The 24,412-nt window shown below is 49.1% G+C and carries 19 protein-coding genes and 1 pseudogene; 3 read left to right on the top strand and 17 right to left on the bottom strand.

Going from position 1 to position 24,412, the window contains the following annotated elements; genetic code table 11:
- Positions 1-203: 203 nt before the first annotated feature.
- On the top strand, positions 204-1,970 hold the full coding sequence (ycaO, locus tag J3L11_RS15025) for a 30S ribosomal protein S12 methylthiotransferase accessory factor YcaO (protein ID WP_207571544.1): 1,767 nt from the start codon (positions 204-206) through the stop codon (positions 1,968-1,970).
- 54 nt (positions 1,971-2,024) lie between these two features.
- On the opposite strand, the gene J3L11_RS15030 is transcribed toward ycaO, so the two are convergent.
- The 3 genes and pseudogenes from J3L11_RS15030 to J3L11_RS19390 all read right to left on the bottom strand — a co-directional run.
- Complete coding sequence (locus J3L11_RS15030) at positions 2,025-3,617, bottom strand: ABC-F family ATPase (RefSeq protein ID WP_189618507.1); 1,593 nt, start codon at positions 3,615-3,617, stop codon at positions 2,025-2,027.
- A 169-nt stretch (positions 3,618-3,786) separates the two neighbouring features.
- Positions 3,787-6,012, bottom strand: a complete 2,226-nt coding sequence (locus J3L11_RS15035; protein ID WP_242695278.1) for a heavy metal translocating P-type ATPase — start codon at positions 6,010-6,012, stop codon at positions 3,787-3,789.
- A gap of 162 nt (positions 6,013-6,174) precedes the next feature.
- Positions 6,175-6,753: pseudogene (locus tag J3L11_RS19390) on the bottom strand (cation transporter); the annotation flags it as partial.
- A gap of 140 nt (positions 6,754-6,893) precedes the next feature.
- On the opposite strand from J3L11_RS19390, the gene cueR reads away from it, so the two are divergent.
- Entirely contained in the window at positions 6,894-7,295 is a 402-nt protein-coding gene (gene cueR, locus J3L11_RS15040; protein ID WP_133039895.1) for a Cu(I)-responsive transcriptional regulator, read from the top strand.
- Here the strand turns inward: cueR and J3L11_RS15045 are convergent.
- The 10 genes from J3L11_RS15045 to metA all read right to left on the bottom strand — a co-directional run bounded on the left by J3L11_RS15045 (position 7,289) and on the right by metA (position 18,547).
- On the bottom strand, positions 7,289-9,349 hold the full coding sequence (locus J3L11_RS15045; RefSeq protein ID WP_242695275.1) for a S9 family peptidase: 2,061 nt from the start codon (positions 9,347-9,349) through the stop codon (positions 7,289-7,291). The genes cueR and J3L11_RS15045 overlap by 7 nt on opposite strands.
- Before the next feature lie 39 nt (positions 9,350-9,388).
- A complete protein-coding gene (locus J3L11_RS19395) occupies positions 9,389-9,619 on the bottom strand; it encodes a hypothetical protein (RefSeq protein WP_229800071.1) in 231 nt (76 codons plus the stop codon).
- Positions 9,620-9,805: 186 nt separating this feature from the next.
- On the bottom strand, positions 9,806-10,561 hold the full coding sequence (locus J3L11_RS15050) for an SDR family oxidoreductase (protein ID WP_189618503.1): 756 nt from the start codon (positions 10,559-10,561) through the stop codon (positions 9,806-9,808).
- A 16-nt stretch (positions 10,562-10,577) separates the two neighbouring features.
- Positions 10,578-11,480, bottom strand: a complete 903-nt coding sequence (gene mmsB, locus J3L11_RS15055) for a 3-hydroxyisobutyrate dehydrogenase (protein ID WP_207571546.1) — start codon at positions 11,478-11,480, stop codon at positions 10,578-10,580.
- A gap of 27 nt (positions 11,481-11,507) precedes the next feature.
- Positions 11,508-12,623 (bottom strand): enoyl-CoA hydratase/isomerase family protein, encoded by a 1,116-nt coding sequence (locus J3L11_RS15060; RefSeq protein WP_229800077.1) that lies wholly within the window; start codon positions 12,621-12,623, stop codon positions 11,508-11,510.
- A gap of 5 nt (positions 12,624-12,628) precedes the next feature.
- Entirely contained in the window at positions 12,629-13,402 is a 774-nt protein-coding gene (locus tag J3L11_RS15065; RefSeq protein WP_207571547.1) for an enoyl-CoA hydratase, read from the bottom strand.
- 11 nt (positions 13,403-13,413) lie between these two features.
- Positions 13,414-14,571 carry an acyl-CoA dehydrogenase family protein gene (locus J3L11_RS15070; protein ID WP_207571548.1) on the bottom strand — a complete coding sequence of 386 codons (1,158 nt, stop codon included), beginning with the start codon at positions 14,569-14,571 and terminating at the stop codon, positions 13,414-13,416.
- 54 nt (positions 14,572-14,625) lie between these two features.
- Complete coding sequence (locus tag J3L11_RS15075; protein WP_207571549.1) at positions 14,626-16,119, bottom strand: CoA-acylating methylmalonate-semialdehyde dehydrogenase; 1,494 nt, start codon at positions 16,117-16,119, stop codon at positions 14,626-14,628.
- 29 nt (positions 16,120-16,148) lie between these two features.
- Entirely contained in the window at positions 16,149-17,336 is a 1,188-nt protein-coding gene (locus J3L11_RS15080) for an acetyl-CoA C-acyltransferase (RefSeq protein ID WP_189618492.1), read from the bottom strand.
- A 263-nt stretch (positions 17,337-17,599) separates the two neighbouring features.
- Positions 17,600-18,547 (bottom strand): homoserine O-succinyltransferase, encoded by a 948-nt coding sequence (gene metA / locus J3L11_RS15085; RefSeq protein ID WP_189618549.1) that lies wholly within the window; start codon positions 18,545-18,547, stop codon positions 17,600-17,602.
- A 210-nt stretch (positions 18,548-18,757) separates the two neighbouring features.
- Between metA and J3L11_RS15090 the strand changes: the two genes are divergently transcribed.
- Positions 18,758-19,516 (top strand): SDR family NAD(P)-dependent oxidoreductase, encoded by a 759-nt coding sequence (locus J3L11_RS15090; RefSeq protein WP_189618491.1) that lies wholly within the window; start codon positions 18,758-18,760, stop codon positions 19,514-19,516.
- 61 nt (positions 19,517-19,577) lie between these two features.
- Here the strand turns inward: J3L11_RS15090 and ompW are convergent, their stop codons facing one another.
- The 4 genes from ompW to J3L11_RS15110 form a co-directional block, all read right to left on the bottom strand.
- Positions 19,578-20,249: an outer membrane protein OmpW gene (ompW, locus tag J3L11_RS15095; protein WP_189618489.1), complete on the bottom strand. Its 672-nt coding sequence runs from the start codon at positions 20,247-20,249 to the stop codon at positions 19,578-19,580.
- 632 nt (positions 20,250-20,881) lie between these two features.
- Positions 20,882-20,995, bottom strand: coding sequence for a cytochrome bd-I oxidase subunit CydX (gene cydX / locus J3L11_RS15100; protein ID WP_189618487.1), 114 nt, complete (start codon positions 20,993-20,995; stop codon positions 20,882-20,884).
- A gap of 12 nt (positions 20,996-21,007) precedes the next feature.
- Complete coding sequence (gene cydB / locus J3L11_RS15105) at positions 21,008-22,168, bottom strand: cytochrome d ubiquinol oxidase subunit II (RefSeq protein ID WP_207571550.1); 1,161 nt, start codon at positions 22,166-22,168, stop codon at positions 21,008-21,010.
- Between the two features lie 16 nt (positions 22,169-22,184).
- Positions 22,185-23,759 carry a cytochrome ubiquinol oxidase subunit I gene (locus J3L11_RS15110; RefSeq protein WP_189618483.1) on the bottom strand — a complete coding sequence of 525 codons (1,575 nt, stop codon included), beginning with the start codon at positions 23,757-23,759 and terminating at the stop codon, positions 22,185-22,187.
- Between the last annotated feature and the right edge of the window lie 653 nt (positions 23,760-24,412).

The raw sequence follows: 24,412 nt of genomic DNA on the forward strand, positions 1-24,412 counted from the left end.
CTGGCTGCAACAGACTAAAAAATTGGAGGTCATTCTAGCAGTCAAGCCGTTGATAAAAAACCTGTATGTGCAAGCTGTTACCTCTGGTAACAATTGGCGTATTCACAGGCTTGCCACACTTGTTGAATGATAATGATTGCCAAGAAACATCGCAGCTGTGCTAACATGCGCCCCCTCGCACCGATAATCTCGCAAGGCTTTTAATGACTCTGACATACATCCCCGGTAAAGACGAAGCGCTGGAAACGTCGATCAATACCATGCAACAGCGGCTGGCAAATCTTGGCTTCGATATTGAACAGGCTTCGTGGCTGAATCCGGTTCCAAATGTCTGGTCAGTGCACATTCGTGATCGTAACTGTCCGGCATGTTTCAGCAACGGTAAAGGTGCCAGCCGTGATGCAGCACTTGCCAGTGCACTGGGTGAGTATTTTGAACGGCTTGCCTGCAATTACTTTTTTGCCGATTTTCATCTCGGGGAAGCACTAGCGAATGCCCCATTTGTGCATTATCCCAATGAAAGATGGTTTCCAGTGAGTGACACCAGACCCGAAGGGTTACTTGACGACTATTTATGGCGGCATTACGACCCGCAACAAGATTTAGATATTGCCACGCTGATTGATGTGCAATCAGGTAATCCACAACGTGGCATCTGCGCCTTGCCATTTGAGCGGCAGTCTGATGGCGAGCTGGTATATATTCCAATGAATATTATCGGCAATCTTTATGTCAGTAATGGGATGTCAGCGGGCAATAGCAAGACCGAAGCTCGTACCCAAGCGTTATCTGAGTGCTTTGAGCGCTATGTTAAAAATAAGATTATTGCCGAATGCCTTTCGTTACCGGAAATTCCGACTGAGGTACTGGCACGTTTCCCCAAAGTCCAACAAGCAATTGCGGCGTTGGAAGCTGAAGGGTTTCCAATCACCTGCTTTGATGCCTCATTAGGCGGTCGTTATCCAGTTATCTGCGTCACTTTATTCAATCCACAAAATGGTGGCTGCTTTGCCTCCTTTGGTGCACATCCACGCTTTGAAGTGGCATTGGAACGTACAGTCACAGAACTGCTGCAAGGCCGGAGCCTGAAAGATCTTGATATTTTCCCATCGCCGTCATTCGACAATGATGAGGTAGCAGATCACACCAATCTGGAAACTCACTTTATTGACTCATCCGGCTTAGTCTCTTGGGATCTGTTCCGTGAAACCGCCGATTATCCCTTTAGTGACTGGAACTTTAGCGGCTCAACTGAAGAAGAGTTTGCACATCTACTGGCAAAATTTCAGGATGAAAGCGCCGAAGTTTACATCGCAGATTACAGCCACCTACAGACCTATGCCTGCCGCATACTGGTGCCTGGCTATTCAGAGATCTATCCGGTGGATGACCTGTCATTTGCCAATAACAACCGAGCGATGCGGCTCCGTTCGCTGATTGAGCAGTGGTTACAAGTCCCGACAGATGCGCACAAAGCTGAGCAGGTTCTGGCCGAAATTGATGCCTTGGATTTAGATGAGTTTCAACCGCTGGATCAGTTGTTGTGCATTGCAGTAGACGCTAATAGTGCATGGGCAACATTGCGTATTGGCGAGCTGCGCTGTTTGTTGGCGTTAGCGTTGAACGAACTACAAGACGCTCAAGATTGGGCGCAGTGGACCGTGGATTTCAATGCTTATGGCATCTCGGCAGAAAAACAGCCCCGTTTACGCTTTTATCACGCATTGCTGGCCCTTTTGCAGATGCAGGCAGAAGACCGGGAACCAGAGGAGTATCTGCCGAAATTCCGCCGTTTATTTACCGAGCATGATGTGACATTGGCGTTGCAGCATATCAACGGTCAAATTGCCGCTTATGATCTGCCCAAAACCGGAGGGTTACTGAGTTTTAATAAACACCAGAGCCTGTTACAGGCATATGCAAAGCTACAAAAGGCCAAAGCCGCATTCAGCGACTGGCGCAATATTTAAACGTGCCAGATAAAAAGCCTGCATTGGCAGGCCTTTATAAGACAATTGGCTAATTCAACCGTCAATGCCCTTGCTGGCCAAAAATTCGTCGTAGCGGCCTTTAAAGTCTGTCACGCCGCGCGCGGAAATTTCGATGATCCGATTTGCCAGTGACGACACAAACGCACGGTCATGAGAGACGAAGAACAAGGTTCCTTCGTACATTTCCAGCGCGTTGTTGAGCGATTCAATCGATTCCATATCCAGATGGTTAGTCGGCTCATCCATCACCAGAATATTGGGTTTCTGCAACATCAGCTTGCCAAATAGCATGCGACCCTGCTCGCCACCAGACAGCACCTTGACCGACTTCTTGATATCATCGGCACTGAATAGCATTCGCCCCAGGACTGCGCGCACAGCTTGGTCGTCATCCCCTTCACGGCGCCACTGACTCATCCAGTCGAACAAATTCATATCGTTCTCAAAATCGTCAGCATGATCCTGTGCGTAATAACCAATACTGCTGTTTTCTGACCACTGAATAGTACCGCTTTTTTGTGGTAAATCATGGATTAGCGTGCGCACCAAGGTCGTTTTACCCGCACCGTTTTCACCCAAAATGGCAATGCGCTCGCCCACTTCGGCAATCAGGTTAACGTTATTGAACAACGGGTGGTCAAAGCCGTTACTGAGGTTTTCGACAATCAGCGCATTGCGGAACAACTTCTTGTCCTGCTCAAAGCGGATATAGGGATTAACACGGCTGGATGCCTTAACTTCATCCAGTTTGATTTTATCAATCTGCCGCGCGCGGGAGGTTGCCTGTTTTGCCTTAGAAGCGTTCGCGGAAAAGCGGGCAACGAAGGTTTGTAATTCAGCAATCTGGGCTTTCTTCTTGGCATTGTCTGCCAGCAAGCGCTCACGCGCCTGCGACGCCGCCGTCATATATTCATCGTAGTTGCCTGGGTAGATCCGCAATTCGCCATAATCCAGATCCGCCATATGGGTACAGACAGAGTTGAGGAAATAACGGTCATGAGAAATGATGATCATAGTGCTGTTACGCTGGTTCAAGGTTTCTTGTAACCAGCGAATGGTATCGATATCCAAGTTGTTGGTGGGTTCGTCGAGCAGCAAAATATCGGGGTCAGCAAACAACGCCTGTGCCAACAACACGCGCAGTTTCCAGCCTGGAGCAACCGCACTCATCAAGCCAAAATGTTGCTCCAGTGGGATCCCAACACCCAGTAGCAGTTCCCCCGCCCGAGACTCTGCAGTGTAACCGTCCATCTCGGCAAACTCCATCTCCAGTTCGGCAACCTTAATACCATCTGCTTCGCTCATTTCCGGTAACGAATAGATACGGTCACGCTCTTGCTTCACTTGCCAGAGCTCTTTATGGCCCATGATCACAGTATCAATTACACTGAATTCTTCATAGGCAAATTGATCCTGGTTCAGCTTGCCAAGGCGTTCATTGACATCCAATGACACATTACCCGATGTAGGTTCCAGCTCACCGGTAAGGATTTTCATGAAGGTGGACTTACCGCACCCATTGGCGCCAATCAAGCCATAGCGGTTACCGTCACCAAACTTGACGGAGATGTTTTCAAACAGGGGCTTTACGCCGAACTGCATGGTGATATTCGCGGTTGTGATCACGTCAGAAATTCCAAATTTGTCGCTGTAAGGATGAAAAATTCAGCCAGCGCTGAGGCTGGCGGATAAAGCGCGTCACTATAAACAGCATCGGCGAATTTATCAACCGCAGCGCCATGACACTTGTCTGACAAAAGCCCGCTACCGCAGAAAATAGCGGGCTTGGTGTCGATTATTGCAATTTCTGGTGGCGTAGCCGATTAGCATTAGTGACAACGGTTAATGATGACAACGCCATCGCCGCACCAGCAATCACTGGGCTTAATAGCACGCCGAACAGCGGATATAACACCCCGGCAGCAATAGGAATACCGCAACTATTATAGAGGAAAGCACCAAACAGATTCTGTTTGATATTGCCCAAGGTAGCCTTGGATAAAGCAAACGCCTGTGCCAGATTTTCCAGTCGCGGGTTTAATAACGTCAGATCGGCGCTTTCAATCGCCACTTCAGTGCCGCTGCCAAGCGCAACCCCCACGTCCGCCGCCGCCAATGCTGGCGCATCATTGATGCCGTCCCCGACCATAGCGACCACCTCTCCCTGTTGCTGCAGTTTTTTCACCCAGGCCTGTTTTTCATCTGGCAACACTCCGGCAATCACTTGGTCAATGCCCAATTGCTTGGCGACCGCATCGGCGGTGTGTTGATTATCGCCAGACAACAACACCAGTTTTTTACCTTGCTGTCGCAACGCTGCCAATGCCGTCTTGGCATCTGCTCGCAGAGGATCGCTAATTGCCAGAATGGCCAAAAGTTTGCCATTCTTTGCTGCTAACACCGGGGTTTGCCCAAAGCTTGCCGCATCATCCAGTTGCGATTGCGCAGTTGGGCTGATAGCGACATCAAAGGCATCCAGCAATTTGCTGTTCCCTACTAACCATTGCTGTTGGTTTATAGAGCCAACAATGCCCTGACCCTGGCGATATGCAAATTGCTGAGGTTCAACCACCGCGGTATCGCGGACTTTAGCGGCCGCCAAAAATGCCTGAGCTAATGGATGCCCCGATTGCTGCTCTAAACTGGCCACTGCTTGTATCAATTCCGCTTCGTCTAGCTCGGCGGCCTCAATGGCATGGATGGCAACCAGTTGTGGTTTACCTTCAGTAACTGTACCGGTTTTATCCAATACTACGCAGCTAACGTTACTGGCGACCTGCAAGGCTTCTCCATTTCTGATGAGCACCCCCATCTGCGCCGCCCGACCAACAGCCACCATAATCGACATTGGCGTCGCCAGTCCCAAGGCACAGGGACAAGCAATGATCAGCACGCTAGTGAGTACCACCAATGCGTGCGACAGTTGTGGCGCCGGGCCGACGAGATACCAGATAAGTGCTGCCAACACGGCAATCACCACCACGACAGGCACAAACACCCCGGCGATTTTATCCGTCAACCGCCCGATCGGCATTTTGGAGGTCTGCGCCTCCTGCACTAAGGCGATGATTTTTGCCAACCGGGTATCTTTAGGCCCCACCATTACACGGTAAGTGAGGGAACCATCACCATTAATTGTGCCAGCGCTAACAACAGAGCCCTGGGTCTTCTTGACGGGCATGGGTTCACCGGTCAACATGGATTCGTCTAGCAATGACTCGCCGTTGACGACTTCACCGTCCAGTGCCACCCGGTCACCCGGACGTAAGCGCAGGATATCGCCAGGCTTCAGGTCGCTGATGGGCATAACCTTGTCACCGTTGTCGGTAACCAGCAGCGCCGTATTCGCCTGCAACCCCAACAGTTTTTGTACCGCTTCACTGGTTTTGCCACGTGCGCGCAGCTCCAGCGCGTGACCAAGATTGATTAAACCGATGATCATGACACTGGCTTCAAAATAGACATGGCGAGTGCCGTCAGGGAACCAACTTGGGAACAGCACAACGGCTGAAGAATACAGCCAGGCACAACCGGTTCCCAAGGCTATCAAGGTGTCCATATTGGCGCTTTTGGCCTTTAATGCACGCCACATGCCTTGATAGAAATGGCCACCACAACTAATAAGCAGCAACAAACACAACAGCGACACCAGGCCCCACCCCCAGCGGGAACTGTCACTATGCACTGTCATGTCGCCACCAGCCATGCCCCAGAGCATCAACGGAATACCCACACCAAGCGTCAGCATCGACTGGATGATTCGAGTGCGGTATTCCTTAGCATCATGGGCCGCCTTATCAGCCATCGCGTTGGCAGCATCGGTAACCACTTCACCACGATAACCGGCACTGGCAAGAATGTGCTGCGCATCGGCGACCGATACTCCGTGGGCCGCGCTCACCTGCTTGTCTGCCAGATTAACTCTGGCCTCAACCCCGGCGTTGGCAAATGCCTTTTCAATTTTCACCACACAACTGGCGCAGCTCATGTCTGGTACAAACATCAACACTCCGTCAGCCATTGCTGCATCAGGGGTAACAGTGGCGTCAGACGTTGTTGTCTCGGTTTTAGTATTGGCTTTATCTTCAGGCTGCGGAGCCGCAGCAGCGACTGAGGCTCCTTCAGATTTTGGGTGCGAGTTGTCCTCCGTTGCAGACCACATTTCAGGGCTATAACCCGCAGTTTGAATACTTGCTAATAGTTGCCCATCGTCCAATGAACTCAACACGGCAACTTTCTTGGTCGGCAGGTCAACTTTTATCTCATCGGCATCTGCCAACGCTTTGCGAATAGTGGCTTCACAATGACCACAGGTCATATCCGGCACTTTATACTCATGCCAAGTCGCCGCGGTTTCGGTCCAAGGCTCAGGCGTAAATCCAGCAGTGGTAATCAAGCCCAGCAATGATGCATCATCTTGCTGACTCAGCACCGAAACTTGCTTAGTGGACAAGTCCACGGTCACGTCATCGGCATCTGCCAACGCTTTACGAATAGTGGCTTCACAGTGACCACAATTCATATCAGCGACCTTAAAATGATGCCAATGACTGGCAGCAGTTGCTGGATAATCCACCTGTTCTAGACGGTCACGGGCTTGTGTTTCATCGAGCGTTGCCTCATCGCTTAGCGTCAGGGTCAATGATTTGCTATCAACATCCGTAGTCACACTCACTCCTGGTTCTTCGGCAAATAACGCCTGGATCTTACGGGCACAACCACCACAGTGCATATTATCGATATGAAACTGGTAAACCTTCATCTTGTGCTCCTAAACAGTTTACGTGCTAACTGCTCATGTAATTCGATGTCATAAAGGTTAAAGTCTCCAGTAACTGGAGAGTCAAGTGTGATAAGATTGTCCACTATAAAAGTTCAGCGATAGATCACAGGAGTTGCCATATGAAAATCGGTGATGTAGCCAAAGCAACCGGATTAAGTATCAAGAGTATCCGTTATTACCACGATATCGGTTTAGTACAGGCTGAGCGCGGAGACAACGGTTATCGGGAGTACAACAGCTCACAACTGGAAGCGCTGCAATTTGTGCAACATTGTCGGGAACTCGGCTTTAGTATTGAAGAGTGCAAAGATTTATTACAGCTTAAACACGACCCGCAACGTTGCGCCAGCGATGTCAAACGCCTAGCCAGTGAACACCTGAAAGTGCTGGAGCAGCGCATGGCTAGCTTGGCAGACTTACACGCCGAATTGAGTGAATTGGTTAATCAATGCCACGGTGGCGATTCACCGGACTGCCCTATTATTGAAGGCTTGTCCGGCAAAAGCTGTTGCCATCACTGAGCGTCGACAGGTTTCGGCAGTGCCGCGGCATTATCCAGTGTTAACGCAGGTAAATCTCCGGCGGGGGTGAAACCAAAAACTTGGCCGTAAAAAGATAACTCTGACTGTAACGCCCGGATATTATTAGCGGGTTTACGGAAACCATGTCCTTCACCGTCAAAGCCAATAAAAGCCGTCGGCACACCTTTAGCTTTCACCGCCTGGTAAATCAACTCCGATTGATTAGGTGGCACCACTTTATCATCTAACCCTTGGAGCAACAGCAAAGGCTCATTCAACCCCTGCAGATGGTAAAGTGGGGAGCGGTCATGATAAATCTGTTTCGCTGCGGGGTAAGGGCCAATCAGTTGATCCAGATAACGCGACTCAAACTTATGGGTCTCTTTTGCCAGTATCTCAATGTCGCTAATGCCAAAATAACTGGTACCGGCTTTAAAACTGTCATGAAATGCCAACGCCGATAGCACGCTGAAACCACCCGCGCTGCCGCCACGAATGGCTAACATGTTAGGGTCAACCCATCCTTCATCGACCAAATATCTGGCAGCATTGACAGCATCCTCCACATCGGCAACACCCCATTTACCGTAAAGACTCTGGCGATATTTTCGGCCATAGCCAGTACTGCCTCGGTAGTTGAGGTTAAATACTGCAAAGCCGCGGGTGGTCCAATATTGAATGGCACTGCTGTAGGCGCTACTCGCTTCGGCTGTGGGACCACCATGTAACATCATAATCAAAGGTGGTTTGCTATTTTGAGGAGCGCTGTATAACGGGTTTTGCGGCTGATAAAAATAGCCGTACGCCTTTTGCCTGTCACTGGTATCAAAACTCATCGAAACTGGCTTAGCAATATAATCTGGTTCTAACCCTTTGATGGGCGGGGCATACACTAGCTCTGTTCCGCGGCCAGATACCTTGTAAATACCGCGCTCAGGCGTCGCTTTGGCACCGACAAAATAGACACCGTTATCTGCGCTGATCAGTTGTCCGACCTCCGCAAAATCAGTGGCCAGTTCCTCACTGGTGCCGCTATTCACATCCTGACGCATCAAGTGAATATTGCCATTCTGATGATAACTGAACACCACACTGTGAGCGTTTTCGAATGCATAGGCATGTTCGCCAAACACCCACGCAGGCTCCCCTATTTCGCCTTGCAGTTTAGTGACTTGCTCAATGCTGCCATCAGCCTTGAGCCGATACAAATTCCACCAGTTGTCATAATCGGCAATAAAGTAGAGTTGCCCATCCGGCGCATAAAGCGGTTGCATCACAGCACCTTTGAGCTTCGGCGCGATTTGATGCACATTGCTAATTTCGCCTTTACGATTTAGCTCACCGACCCATAACTGGGTATTATCCCAAGGCATATTGGGGTGATCCCAAGCTATCCAGGCAAGTTGGGTGTTGTCTGGGTTAATTGTTGGGGAACTGAAAAAATCGTGACCATCGACAAAGGTATCGCCTTCACCCGCAAAATTCAGATTAATGGTCACCAGACTCGCTTTGGCTTCGCCAGCAAGCCGGTGATCTTCCCGGACACAGATAATACGCGAGCCTTTCGAATATGAAATACAATCGGCATGACGGGTACCTTGAGGCGTCAGCGCTACCGGCTCCTGATTAGGCGCAATCCGATAAAACAGCTGATCCGCCATGCGGGTAACGAAAATACTGTTGCCGATGGCCAGATAAGGCGCCCCCCCATATTCATGTACGCGGCTTCCAACGCCAAACGCTGCGGGGACGACCTCGGTTACCTGATCATCAGCAGCCAATTTTTTAATTCCCATTTGTCCGCCCTGCTTGGGATCGGACTCACTGAAATAAATTGCGCCATCAACGCTTTGCAACTGGCCAATGGTAACAGCCTGACCAAACACATCTTCGGCAGTTAATGGCGATGTCCATGTACCATAGGCGGATATTTGCACAGTAGCTTTCCCTTCGGTTGCGGTTACTTCAGCCGGCGCTTGTTGGCTACAGGATGTCTGCAGCAACACCAACGCCGCCAAACTCAGCCCCCTTACCATAGCTCCCACGGTAATCATGAATTTTCCCTCAATATGTATTCCGCCGGCCGCGGCTTTTTAGTGCTTGCTGTTAAATTTATCGAGAAACCACTGTATTACCTGGTGCTGCTGGCGCTTCGACAAGCCAAAGAAAATGCATAACCAGGGAGAAATCAAATAAAACCAATTGATGGCAGCAGTGGAACGGCCACTGAATAATAAGTAAAAAAATCCACCATATATGACGACGACACCCAAGCATCCCAGCACCAGCATGATGCGCTTTAATCCAGTTTCCAGCCAGTGCATTAACTATGCTTAACCTCTAAATAATTTTTCTCATCAGCGCGAATTGTTCAGGCTCAAAGGAAGTATGTCAACGTTCATCTTGGACAGAGAGCGCAGACAACAAAAAATCCTGATTACTCCCCACGTTAGAACATTCTGTCACGAATGGGAATAGTCAGGATTTTGACTGGCGTCAGCAGCTAGCAGTTACAGCGATAAACCACCATCGACTTCGATTATCCGGCCATTGATATAATCGTTTTCAATGACAAATTTAACAGTGGCCGCTACTTCATCTGCCTGCCCAAGACGGCCAACTGGCACAGCCTTTTCTAGCCTTGCTAACGCTTCTGGTTTCATCGCCGCGGTCATATCAGTGGCTATCACCCCTGGAGCAATCGCCACGGCGCGGATCTGATAGCGCGCCAGCTCTTTGGCCCAGCCTACCGCCAACGATGCAACACCGGCTTTGGAGGCCGCATAGTTACTTTGCCCAATATTACCGTGGCGAGCTAGGCTAGATATATTGATAATCACGCCTGGCTGCGCCGATTCAATCATCGCAGCAGCGGCTTCACGACCACATAGAAAACTGCCGCTGAGGTTCACATTAATCACCGCTTGGAATTGCGCGAGCGACATACGTTCAGTCACTTGCCCTTCTTTTGCTTTCAGCAACATACCATCTAACAAAATGCCAGCATTATTGACCAACACATTGAGTTGCCCGAAGTCCTCTAGGATGAAACGGAAGGTCGCAATCACATCCTCCTCGTCAGTGATATCAACGGCATACCCTTGCACCTCGGTATCACCCAACATCGCACAGGCTTGTTCCAGCTTCTGTTGGTCAAGATCGATGAGTGCCAGTCTGGCCCCGGCAGCTGCCAGTTGTTGTGCCATGGCAAACCCCAAACCACCGGCACCACCGGTAATTGCCACCACCTTACCTTTAATCTCCATCCCAAATTCCTTGTGATTATGCTTTTTTATTGCAGAACTGCTCAAATATACTGGAAAAATCGCGGCGACCATTACCGTTACGCGCGTGTGCCACAAACAGGGCTCGAGCTAACGCGCCCATTGGTGTACTTGACAAACTCTTGAGCGCCGTTTCCTGACTTAACCCCAGATCTTTTACCATCAAATCGACCATAAAACCGCCTTGATAGCCTTTAGATGCAGGCACTTCTGGCATCACTCCAGGGCATGGATTGTATTTTTCCAGCGCCCAGTTGCCGCCGCTACTGACCTTCATGATATCTGACAGCACCTTAGGATCCAAACCGTTATCGATACCCATACTGAGCGCTTCACTGGTACCAACCATCAATACCGACAGCAACATATTGTTGCAGATTTTGGCCAATTGTCCGCTGCCGGGGCCACCCGCATGAAAAATATTGCAGCCCATAGCGCTGAGAATGGGTTTGGCGCGTTCTACTGCTGCAACATTACCACCACAGATAAAGGTCAGCGTGCCCGCAGTAGCGCCTGCTGTACCGCCAGAAACGGGCGCATCGACGAAATCGAAACCTTTATCCTCGGCGCTCAGCGACACCTCTTTAGCTGTAGCCGCATCAATCGTTGAACAATCAATTAACAGTGTATCTTCGGCCACTGTTTGCAATAGCCCTTCACTGTCGCTATCCCCGAGGTATAACGCTCGGGTATGCTTGCCTGCCGGTAACATAGACACCACCACATCAGCGCCAGTCGCTGCGTCCACGGCGCTGTGGCAGGCAGTGGCGCCCTTAGCAGCAATAGCAGCGACCGCATCGGCGACCAAATCAAAGGCACGTACGTTAAAACCTTTATGCAGCAGGTTGATAGCCATTGGCAGTCCCATATTGCCTAAACCAATAAATGCGACAGTACTCATATTGTATTCTCCTGTTTCAATAGGCCTTCAAAGGTCGGCAAGTGGATGCTCATGCGGGAAAGGGTTGGCCAGTAATGCGTCTACCGCCTCCTGCGGTGGCAAGCGACCATTACCGTAGCGCCATTGCGGTGAACGATCCTTATCAACTAATAAGGCTCTGACACCTTCACAAAAATCACCAATAGCACAACAGTTCAAACTCCAACCTAACTCCATACGAAAACAGTCAGCTAGCTTCATGCTGTGCCCCAGATTCGCCTGTTGCCAAGCCAACGCCCAACTAAGTGGACTCCCACTCAGCATGGTGTCACGCGCTTTTAGCAACCATGGCTGATCCGACGTCAGGCTATGCATTTTTTGCAGTACTTCAGCAAGTGTTCCCGACATCAGTGCATCAATCACTTGCTGATGGGCTTTGAGCCTGCTGCTACCGGGATGTTCGCTGCAGTTGGTCGCAAGCATGGTAAGCAAATCATGTAGTTTTTGATGGTTTAGGGTGTGGTTGTCGCCCCAACTCAGGGTACTCATGGCGTCGAGCAACCGCTGTTTGTCGGCAGCAGCCAAAAAATGATTGGCAAAGCCACAGTAGCGTGCATCGGCGGCGTTGAGATTGTAGGCCGTCAGCCCTAAGAACAGACCCATTTTACCTGGCAATCGCCCGAGAAAATAACTGCCACCGACATCAGGGTACAGACCGATGGTCACTTCCGGCATGGCAATCCGGGAACGCTCAGTCACAATGCGATGACTGGCGCCCATCATCAGGCCGAGTCCGCCCCCCATTACGATACCATCGCCCCACACCAGTATCGGCTTGCCGAAGGTGTGGAGCAGATAATCCAGCCGATATTCCTCTTCAAAAAATAAACGGGCTTCATGGGTAAAACTACCGGGATTACTTTGCTGCGCCTGATACAGTGCCCGGACATCGCCACCAGCACAAAACGCTTTATCACCAGTAGCATCCAGCACCACGGCGGCAATCTGCGGTTCCTGTCGCCAACGTTGCAGCTGTTTTGCCAATAGCCGCACCATCTGCAAATCCAACGCATTAAGTGATTTTTCTGCATTCAGTGTAGCAACACCTATGTGTTTACCACTGACAGTTTCCAGGGTTTTAAACAGCACCTGTTCCACAGATATTCTCCTTAAGCATTGCGCCAATGTGCCGGACGTTTTTCTAAGAATGCATTGACACCTTCCTGCTGGTCTTCAGTACCGAACAGCGCCACAAACAATTCACGCTCCAGCGGTAAAGCTTGGCTATGCGGCATCTTGCGGCCGGATTGGATCAATTGTTTACAGGCGCTAACACTGGCCGGGCTTTGGTTAGCCACTTTGCCCGCTAATGCCAACGCATGCTGCAATACCGTACCGGTTGCGACCACCTCTTCCACCAAACCGATGGTGACTGCTTTGGCTGCACTCAGCCGCTCACCACAAAGGATCATCCGTTTGGCCCAACCCTCTCCCACCAACGCGGTAAGATTCTGGGTACCACCGGCACAAGGTAACAAGCCGACACTGGCCTCCGGTAGCGCCAGTTGTGCCTGTTCTTCAGCCAAGCGGATATCACAAGCCAAAGCCACTTCCAGCCCACCGCCCATGGCATAACCATTAATGGCGGCAATCGATACTCCGCGAAAAGCACTCAGCGTTTCAAAGGCAGCGCCGAATGCAGCAGCCACAGTGGCAGCATTTCCTTTATCGCCATCAGCAAACTGTTTGAGATCCGCGCCAGCAGAGAAAAATTTCGTACCAGCGCCGGTAATGACCAGAGCACGAATGTCAGGATCCTGATTTAATTGGTTAATGGTATCTCGCAGCTGTTGCAAGCTGACTAAGGTCCAGGTATTGGCTGGCGGATTATTGATGGTGATAACGGCGCAGTGGCCTTCAATTTCAGCGATTGACGGTAACATAAACACTCCGGTTACAGGGCCAGCGCACTGTCTTGCTCCAGCAATCGCCGAGCGATAATCAGCCGCATGATTTCGTTGGTACCTTCAAGGATCTGGTGCACTCGCACATCACGGAAATGCCGTTCTAACGGATATTCGCGGATATAACCGTAACCGCCGTGGATCTGCAACGCACTGTCACAGATAGCGAATCCGGCATCGGTGGCAAAACGTTTTGCCATAGCGCAGTATGCGGTTGCTTCAGCAGCTTGTTCGTCTAGTTTACTGGCTGCTAGGTACATCATTTGCCGCGCAGCCACCAGTTCTGTCGCCATATCGGCGAGTTTGAACTGCAATGCCTGAAATGCTGCCAATGGCTTACCAAACTGCTGACGATCCTGCATATAACCAAGTGCCTGCTGTAACGCCGCCTGCGCCGTTCCCACAGAGCATGCGGCAATGTTGATACGTCCGCCATCGAGCCCTTTCATCGCCATATTGAAACCTTGCCCCTCATCCCCTAAGCGATAACCCGCAGGAATACGCACTTGCTCGAAACTTATCTGCCGTGTCGGTTGGGCATTCCAACCTAACTTTTCTTCCGCCTTGCCATAGCTGACACCTTGAGCATCGGCAGGAACAGCGAACGCCGAGATGCCTTTGGCACCAGCAGCCCCCGTGCGAGCCATCACTATTAGCAACTCCGTGGCACCTGCACCGGAAATAAAACATTTGTTGCCGTTGAGCAGATACTCGTCACCGTCCCGAGTTGCGCGGGTGGTCAGTGACGCTGCATCGCTTCCAGCACCCGGTTCAGTCAGACAGTAAGAGGCCAGTTTCTGCCCGGAGGTAAGACTTTCAGCCCAGGTACTTTTTAGCTCCGCACTGCCCCAATGGCACAGCATCCAGGTTGCCATATTGTGGATGGTGATCATGGCAGTTGTCGTAGTACAACCCTGCGCCAATTGTTCAAAAATTAACGCTGCGTCTAACCGCGATAGCCCCAGACCACCACAGTCCTCCGCGGCATATAGACCACAAAACCCCAATTCACCAGCGCGCTGAATGACCGCTTTGGGAAAGTAATGTTCGGCATCCCACTTCGCCGCGTGTGGTGCCAGTTCTTCCGCGGCAAACTGACGAGCCAGCTCAACAAACTGGCGCTGATCTTCATTCAGATTAAAATCCATCAGATACTCCCAGCGATGACAACGTCACCGCCTGTTGCAACTTAACCTCATTTATCAGCGCAAATTGATTGTCATATTGGGCGCGTGAGAAATGTCATCATCAAACCAGCGACTGGTGATGGTTTTAGTCTCGGTGTAAAAACGTACGGCTTGCTTACCGTAAGCGTGCTGATCACCGTAGAAACTACCCTTCCAGCCAGTGAAGGAGAAAAATGGTAATGGCACGGGGATAGGGATATTGATGCCCACTTGCCCCACTTCAATTTCATGTTGGAATTTACGTGCCGCAGCGCCACTGGCGGTAAATAGCGATGTACCATTACCATAAGGATTTCGATTCACCAGCGCGATGGCCTGCGCCAATGAGTCAACGGCCATACAGCTTAATACTGGGCCGAAAATCTCTTCGCGATACAATATCATCTCTTCGGTAACATCGCTGAATAAGGTTGGGCCGACCCAGTTCCCCGCTTCATAGCCTGCCACGCTGACGTTCGAACCATCCAGCAAACATTGGGCACCTTCAGCTTTACCCTGTGCTATCAGTTGCAGAACTCTTTGTTTAGCCTGTGGACTGATAAGCGGTCCGAATCCCGCCTCCGAGTCATTCCAAAGCCCCGGCCGCACTTTCGCCATAGCATCTCGTAATTCAGGTAACCAGGCTTTTGCATCACCAACAAACACGGCCACCGAAATTGCCATACAGCGCTGACCGGCGGCACCAACAGAAGCGCCGACCAATTGATTAATCACTTGCTGTTTATTGGCGTCCGGCATGATCACACAATGATTTTTGGCACCAGCAAATGCCTGTACCCGCTTCAGATGCTGAGTACCGGTCTGGTAGACATGACGCCCAACCGCAACCGAACCAACAAAGGAGATCGCCTTTATCTGTGGATGACACAGCAAGGCATCAACCACTTCACGGTCGCCATGCAACAGTTGCAGCACGCCTTTCGGTGCTCCCGCTTGCTCAAACAGTTCGGCCAACCGCTGCGCGGTCATTGGGTCTTGCTCCGACGGCTTCAAAATAAAGGTATTGCCACAGGCAATCGCCAATGGAAACATCCATAACGGGATCATCGCCGGGAAGTTAAAAGGGGTGATACCCGTGCAGACGCCTAAAGGCTGGATCATGCTGTAGGTATCAATCCCGCTTGCCACGTTTTCGACTGTTTCTCCCATCAACAAAGAGGGAATATTGCATGCGTGTTCTACCACTTCGATGCCGCGCCAAACATCGCCGCGCGCGTCCGCAAAAGTTTTGCCAGTTTCTTTCGCAAGAATGGTTGCCAATTCGTCATGATGCTGCTTGAGCAGGTGCTGGTAACGCAGCATCAGCCGCGCCCGCTCTGGAACAGCAACCTTGCGCCACTCTTTAAACGCTTGGGCAGCGCTGCTGATCGCCTGTTCTATCTCTGCGGCGGTGGCACAATTTATCTGCGCAATTTGTTGATTATCAGCCGGGTTGGTCACGCTGATACTGCGAGAGCCGTGGCCGGCAGTGAATTCACCGGCAATAAAATGTTTTATAAGCGTTGTCATAAGAGATGAGTCCTGTTGAAAGTGCCGTGTTATACCTCAACGGCAATAGCAGTCGCTTCACCGCCACCAATGCACAAAGTGGCAATACCGCGTTTGAGACCACGTTGTTTCAGCGCATGGATAAGCGTGACTAAAATGCGTGCCCCAGAGCAGCCGATAGGATGACCAAGAGCACAGGCACCACCGTTCACATTCACTTTCTCCGGGTCTAGACGCATCTCGTTGATGGCTAGCATGGTCACCATAGCAAACGCTTCATTGATTTCGAGCAGATCGACATCGGCAGTGGTCCAGTTGAGTTTTTGCAGCAGTTTTTCAACTGCACCAATAGGTGCTGTGGTAAACAGGGCTGGAGCCTGGGCATGGCTGCTGTGGCCTTTGATAGTGGCCAATACCGGTAAATCCAGTGATTGTGCCAAGGAACGACGCATCAGCATCAAAGCGGCTGCGCCATCTGAAATGGAACTGGAATTAGCTGCAGTGATAGTGCCATCTTGCGCAAATGCAGGTTTTAATGTCGGAATTTTTTCTGGTTTCGCGTTGCCCGGCTGTTCATCAGTATCTATCTGATAATCTCCGCGCCGATCATTGACCGTTACTGCTACGATTTCAGCGGCAAAAGCGCCTTCGGCAATCGCGGCCTTTGCCCGCGTTAGCGATGTCAGCGCCCACGCATCCATATCAGCGCGACACAGCCCAAATTCGTCTGCTGTTTTTTGCGCAAAACTGCCCATGGATGCACCGGTATAGGCATCTTCCAGGCCATCAATAAACATATGATCCACCAGCCGACCATGCCCCATGCGCTGTCCGGTACGTGCTTTATCCAGCATATAAGGCGCTCGGCTCATGCTTTCCATACCGCCAGCAATAACGACCTCAGCCGTTTCAGCGCGAAGCATATCGTGCGCTAGCATTACCGACTTCATCCCAGAACCACAGACTTTATTCAGTGTGGTAGCCCCCACCGACAGTGGTAGACCAGCCCCCAAGGCCGCCTGACGCGCAGGAGCCTGCCCGACCCCCGCTGGCAGCACACACCCCAGTAATACTTCACTAACGCGCTCTGCTGGCAACTGTGTACTGTGCAACAGTTCTCTAATCACAGTCGCGGCTAACTGTGGGGCGGGCACCGATGCCAAACTCCCCAAAAATCCGCCCATCGGTGTCCGCCGTGCGGCGACGATCACTACATCATCAGTGATTGTTACGCCCATCTTCGCCCCCTTGATAGTGATGGTCTTCTCCCCAAAAGAAGCCTTTATAGTTAAGCGATGATTGCAAGGATTACGTTTACGCGAACGTAAAGCAACTAGCCGTTGGTCTAATATTAGGTCATGCTGAAAAATTTGCGTGTCGAGAATAAAGGAATGGAAGGGATTAAAACTGGCGAGATAACTAAAAGGTGTCTAGGAGATTTAGCGGTGATTCACAAACCTTGAGCAAAAAAAAAGCCACCTAGGCGGTGGCTTGTATAGGTTTATGCGTTACGTTGTTCCCAAGGCGTTTTCGCGCTGAGATCGCTCAGATCATATGGTGTTAACTGATATACGTAGTAGTTAAGCCAATTACTGATAAGCAGATTCCCATGACCAAACCAACGGGCTATCGGCTCAGCATTGGGATCGTCATTACGAAAGTAATTCTTCGGGATCTGCGGTGCAATACCCGCAGCAAGATCCCTAAAATACTCATCCCGTAAGGTACCTTTGCGGTATTCCGGGTGACCGATGACAAACAGATTGCGGTGATCCTTACTTATGACCAGATAAGCGCCAGCCTCTGCCGATTCCGCCAAGACTGACAACTGTGGATGTGCTTTCAGTTCTGTAATATTCATTTGCGCATAACGGGAATGAGGCGCATAAAATACATCGTCAAATCCACGCAGCAAAGGGATATGGGCCTTCACACGGGTATGCTCGAACACACCGGAGCATTTGATATTAAGGATCTCCCGCTTTAACCCGTACAGATGAAACAGGCCAGCATGGGCCGCCCAACACAAAAACAGCACTGAGGTAACATGGGTTTGCGACCAATCAATAACTTCTTTGATGTGATCCCAATAGGTGACCTCTTCAAAATCCAGCTTACCCAGTGGCGCTCCGGTGATGATCAAGCCATCAAAGTTACGCTCTTTAATCTCTTCAAAATCCCGGTAGAAAGTATTGAGATGATCCATAGGAGTATGCTTGGATTCTTTGTCGTGGATCCGCAGTAAATCAATATCCACCTGTAATGGTGTATTACTTAAAAGCCGCAATAACTGCGTTTCGGTTTCAATCTTATTGGGCATCAGATTGAGGATCAGCACTTTCATCGGCCGAATGTCCTGCATTGCGGCCCGGCTCTCAGACATCACAAAGATATTCTCAGATTCAAGCACATCGGCTGCAGGCAAATTATCAGGAATTCTTACGGGCATCATCCGCCTCTTGGTGTTTATTGGAGATTACATGACTCTCCGGTTATTGCAGGCCTGTGGTCAGCCATCAGTCGAAGGGCTTATTAACACGGAGAGATAATCACAATCATACATAAAGACTTCTAGATGTCTATACTTCCACTGTTAATTCTTGAGAAGGCGCGACTATCTCCCTATTATAAGACCCATCTTCCGCAGTAGAGTGCCATTATGTCTAAAACCTCCGCCATTATTGTCGGTGCCAGTTCAATGTTGAGTAAGGAGATTGCAAGGCAATTATCCGCCCAAGGCATTGAGTTGGCATTGCTGGCGCACGACGCTGATACCATCCGCGAATTTGCCACTGAATTACCATCTGCGGCTAACGTTTACCAACTATCAATTGAAGATCCGCAGCAACTCATTCCGCAACTGGAGCAAGTCTGGCAAGAAATGGATGGGGTACGATTAGTATTGGTTAATACTGGACTTAACTCTTATCACCCTGATTTGCCTTGGACGCTGGAACAGGAAATTATAGAAGTCGATGTGCGTGGCTTTGCCGCCATTTGCAATACTGCCTTTCGCTTATTTCGCGAGCAAGGGGTCGGCCAAATAGCCGCAATTAACTCTATTGCGGGTTTGCGCGGTGGACCCAGTGTGGCATTTCACGCCGCCAAGGCCTTTGCGCAAAATTACCTAGAAGGGCTGTCTATGCATGCGCAACGGCTGAAGTTACCCATCACTATTACCGATATCCAACTGGGACTGCTGGATAAGGCGGCACTACAGCACAGTCGTATTTGGTTATCGCCTGTAGATGAGGTGGCACGCCAGGTCGTTGATGCTTTGTTGAAAGGGAAACGCCGAGTGTACGTCACCAAGCGTTGGCGTCTGGTTGCTTGGCTGACCCTGTTACTGCCTGAATATATTTACAACACTCGTCACTGGAAAAAGAAAAAAGCGAAAGAACCCACTGCCATTGAATAACAACTTATAAGACATAAAAAAGGCGCTAAATGCGCCTTTTTTATTCGCCCCCAACAGGCTATTAGAATACGTAACCAACACTGACCATATAAACCCATGGGTCGATGTCAGTATCAATAGTCACTGGGGCAACACTGCTATTGCCAACACCATAATGGTAATTGAAGCTCACATCAGTATTGATTTTGGCATACCATACAGAAGCGTTAACGAGGAAATTTTTGTTGATTTGATAGTCAATCCCTACCTGAGCGGCCAATCCCCAAGAATTTTCCAAGCTCAGATCTGACAATTTACCACCCAGATCATTAGTAAATTTACTATCAAAAAAGTTGGTATAGTTAACACCTACACCAACATATGGACGCAACTGAGATTCGGCAGTCCCAAAATAGTACTGTGCAACCAAGGTTGGCGGCAGGTGTTTGGTTTCCGCAATTTTAGTGCCGGCCAATTTCACATCATGTGAAAACGGGGTTGCCGCCAACAGTTCGATCCCGAAGTTGTCGGTCAACATATATCCGAAATTTAACCCCAACTGAGTGTTGTTGTTAATGTCAAACTCTCCAAGATTTCCCAAATCTGGAGTTACCACATTATCACTTGATTCGTTTGGAGCTACCACCACGGCACCAGCTCGAACAATAATGTCCCCAGCTTGATGAGCCATTGCCGGTGCAGCAGCAGAAAACAGTGCAGCAACTATCAATCCTGACAGGATATTCTTTTTCATTTACTCACTCCATAGCGACTTGATACCGCATCAATTTTCGTGATTTTTATAACAACCGCACCTACCCTGCCACCACTCTAACCATCAAACATTGACTTAAATCAACTTTTTAATCACGTTGATACATCTAGCGACATGATTGAATAATTGATCACATAATCAATAAGATACATATTTTTTGCAGGTTTAAAAATGTGCGGTAGTTAACTTTTAGACAGTGAAAACGGCGACATTTTAAACTGCATAAAATGACGCTAAATAATCGAAATCTGATGATTTCAACTTTTGAAGAAAAGTAGTTTTTTAGACAATTATTCTAATAACAACCTATTTTTCGAAATAATATAAAATCATAGCCATAATTAGAAAAGGCAGTATTTATCCACAAAAAGTCGATAAATCACGCCAAAATTTATCTCAGAAAACCGAGTAGCAAAAGACCGTCACTAACCTTATAGGAAACGTTCGCGACGCACCTAAAAATGCTTGTTAACTTGCGGCATATACTCCTATGGGGCAATCAGATAGCGCATTATCCAATCACGTATCCACAACACTTCGCACTTTTCTCACCCCACAAAAAGCCCCTGATCAACATAGCATCAGGGGCTTTTTCCCGAGGTCAGCAGTGCTTACTTATCCGCGTCTTCTCTATCCATGTTCTCTGTATTTTCCAACCAGAGCGCATTGATGATACCGAAGGAACAAGCCAGCAGCAGACCTAATACCCAAGTGAAATACCACATACCTGCTGCTCCTTAGTAAAGTGAAGTACTGTTGGATTCAATATGCTGGCGACCGATACGTCCGTACATCTTGTAGTAGGTATACAGTGTGTATGCCAGTACAGTGGGTACAAAGATGATGGCAACCCAGGTCATGACGGTAAGTGTCAGATGGCTAGCGGTGGCATCCCACATGGTCAGACTGACGTTTGGATCCAGTGAAGAAGGCATCACAAACGGGAACATAGAGACACCACAAGTCATAATGACGCCCGCAATAGTCAGCGAACTAAACAGGAAAGCCCATCCTGAACGCCCCATCCGACTGGTAACAATGACCAGCAGCGGTGATACCAGACCTAGCACAGGGAAGATAACGGTCAACGGATACTTGCTGTAATTTACCAGCCAAGCACCAGCCTCAATAGCAACCTGTTTATTGGTAGGATCTGAGGCCGCGTGAGCATCCAGGGCAGACTTAATCACATAACCATCAATACCATAAGCCAACCAGACACCGGCCACAGCAAACAGCACCACAACAGCTAATGACAGGATCTGAGCAGCACCAGCCACACGGTTGCGCAATTCACCTTCCGTCTTCATCTGTAACCAACAAGCGCCTTGGTTCATGAACATGGCAGCACTGATCAAACCAGCCAGTAATCCATACGGATTTAACAGGTACAGCAGGTTGAGGATCCAGTTGCTATCACTTGTTCCGTAGTAGGGGCGCAGATATTCGTCGAAGTGGAACGGCACGCCTTGCAGTAAATTACCAAAGGCCACACCAATGACCAGGGGCGGAACAAAACCACCGACAAACAAGCACCAATCCCAGGTCTTACGCCATTTTGGATTCTCAATCTTAGAACGATAGTCAAACCCTACCGGACGCAGCCACAATGCCGCTAACACCAAGATCATTGCCACATAGAACCCGGAGAAAGAAACTGCGTATACAGTTGGCCAAGAGGCAAACAATGCACCACCGGCAGTGATAAGCCATACCTGGTTACCATCCCAGTGCGGTGCTACGGAGTTAATCATCACGCGGCGCTCGGTGTCATCCTTACCAATAAAGGGCAATAACGCACCAACACCCATGTCAAAACCGTCTGTTACCGCGAAACCAATCAGCAGTACACCAACCAGTGCCCACCAGATAAATCTCAATATTTCGTAATCAAACATGGTCTAATCCCTCTGCTCAGGCTTCCAATTTTTCAAAGTGATAACGGCCTGTCTTCAGACTGCTGGGGCCACGACGTGCAAATTTGATCATCAGATACAGCTCGATAACCAGCAACACGGTGTAGATCAAGGTTGCAGTAATGATACTGAACCAAAGATCACCAACACTCAGGGTTGATGCAGACATATAAGTTGGCAGTACTTCAGAGATAGTCCAAGGTTGACGACCATATTCAGCCACAAACCAACCACACTCAATAGCAATCCACGGCAGTGGTAAGCTGTATAAGGCAGCTTTGAGTACCCAGGGCTTTTCTTCAATCTGATGACGAGTGCTCTGCCAGAAGGCGGCAGCAAATACCAGCAACATCAAGAAGCCGAGTGCGACCATGACACGGAAGCTGTAGAACAGCGGTGCCACATTAGGAATAGAATCCTTAGCCGCTTGTTTCACCATCTCATCAGTAGCGTCGACAATTTTCTCAGTGTAAGGTTTCAACAACAGCCCATATCCCAGATCCACTTTCTTCTCTTCAAATGCAGCCTTGTCGGCAGCATCAACGACAATACTCGGATCTTTCTTAGCTGTGCGCAGTTTTTCCAGCAATGCATAAGCTTGCATACCATTACGGATGCGCGCTTCATGCTCTTTTACCAGATCGTGGATACCGGTCACTTGTTCATCGATAGAACGGGTGGCAATGATACCCATAGCGTAAGGAATTTTGATAGCGAAGTCGGTTTCCATCTCATTCTGGTTCGGGTAACCGAATACGGTGAATGATGCTGGCGCCGGTTCAGTATGCCATTCAGCTTCTACTGCAGCCAACTTAACACGCTGTACTTCACCCATGCGGTAACCGGATTCATCACCCAGCACAATTACCGACAGAATGGATGCCATGCCAAAGCTGGCAGCAACCGCGAATGAACGACGGGCAAATGGCAGATCACGTTTTCTCAGAATGTAATAGGCACTGATAGCCAATACAAACATGGAACCAGCCACATAGCCAGAAGCCACAGTGTGAACAAATTTCACCTGAGCTACTGGGTTAAATAGCACCTCAGCGAAACTGGTCATCTCCATACGCATGGTTTCGTAGTTGAATACTGACCCAACTGGGTTCTGCATCCAGCCATTCGCTACCAGGATCCACAAAGCGGACAGGTTCGTTCCCAACGCAGTCAGCCACGTTGCGGTGAGATGTTGACGCTTAGACATGCGGTCCCAGCCAAAAAAGAACATCCCCACAAAAGTGGATTCAAGGAAGAATGCCATCAACCCTTCAATGGCAAGTGGTGCACCGAAAATATCCCCAACATAATGAGAATAATATGACCAGTTAGTCCCAAACTGGAACTCCATAGTCAAACCGGTAGCCACCCCAAGCGCGAAGTTGATACCGAACAACTTACCCCAAAACTTGGTCATGTCCTTATAAACCTGCTTATTAGTCATCACATACAGTGATTCCATAATAGCCAGTAGGAAGGTCATACCCAGAGTGAGGGGGACAAACAAGAAGTGATACATGGCTGTCAGCGCAAACTGGAAGCGCGATAGCTCAACAACCTCTCCAACTATCATTTGTGACTCCTTACATGGTGTTCCATCTGTCCATTTCAATCCCCATTAAAATGACCGGATGGTGAGTAGGATAGCGTTAGTAAATTTGTAAATTTCTATCCGATGCTGTTCCATCAGATAAACCATCCAAATGATTCTAGAACTGCACTTCAGCAACCCTAACCTCAAAAATAAGGTTTTTGCCGCCTCATCGTGACACGAATCACATTTCATCAGAATTTTGTGTTTTACTTCAAAACCCACCCTCTCCGAGATACTTATAAAATATTAAATATCAGTGAGTTGGTTAAATGCATTTGCCAAAATTCGCCATCATTTTATACCACTCGGTTTTGACTCAAATCAATCAAACCCTTAGCTTTAAGCGGGTTTTGAGGCAGACAACACACTCAGCATAACGCATTATTGACAAAGCTACAATTCAGTGCTAGGCACACGTACAATTATGTCATTATCACTACTTTTCAAACGTTTCAAAGAAATAACAACAAAAACCACAATAAATAAAATTTTAATATTTTTAATATAGTATTTTTCTTAGTTTAAAAATCACTCAATTAGTATAAATTTTTAATAAATGATTGATAAATAATGATATTTTTATTATTTTCATATTTTAATTAGATTTTTTAAATACATATTGATTAAAATAT

It is taken from the genome of Shewanella sp. 4t3-1-2LB (assembly GCF_017368415.1).
Classification (GTDB): domain Bacteria; phylum Pseudomonadota; class Gammaproteobacteria; order Enterobacterales; family Shewanellaceae; genus Shewanella; species Shewanella fodinae.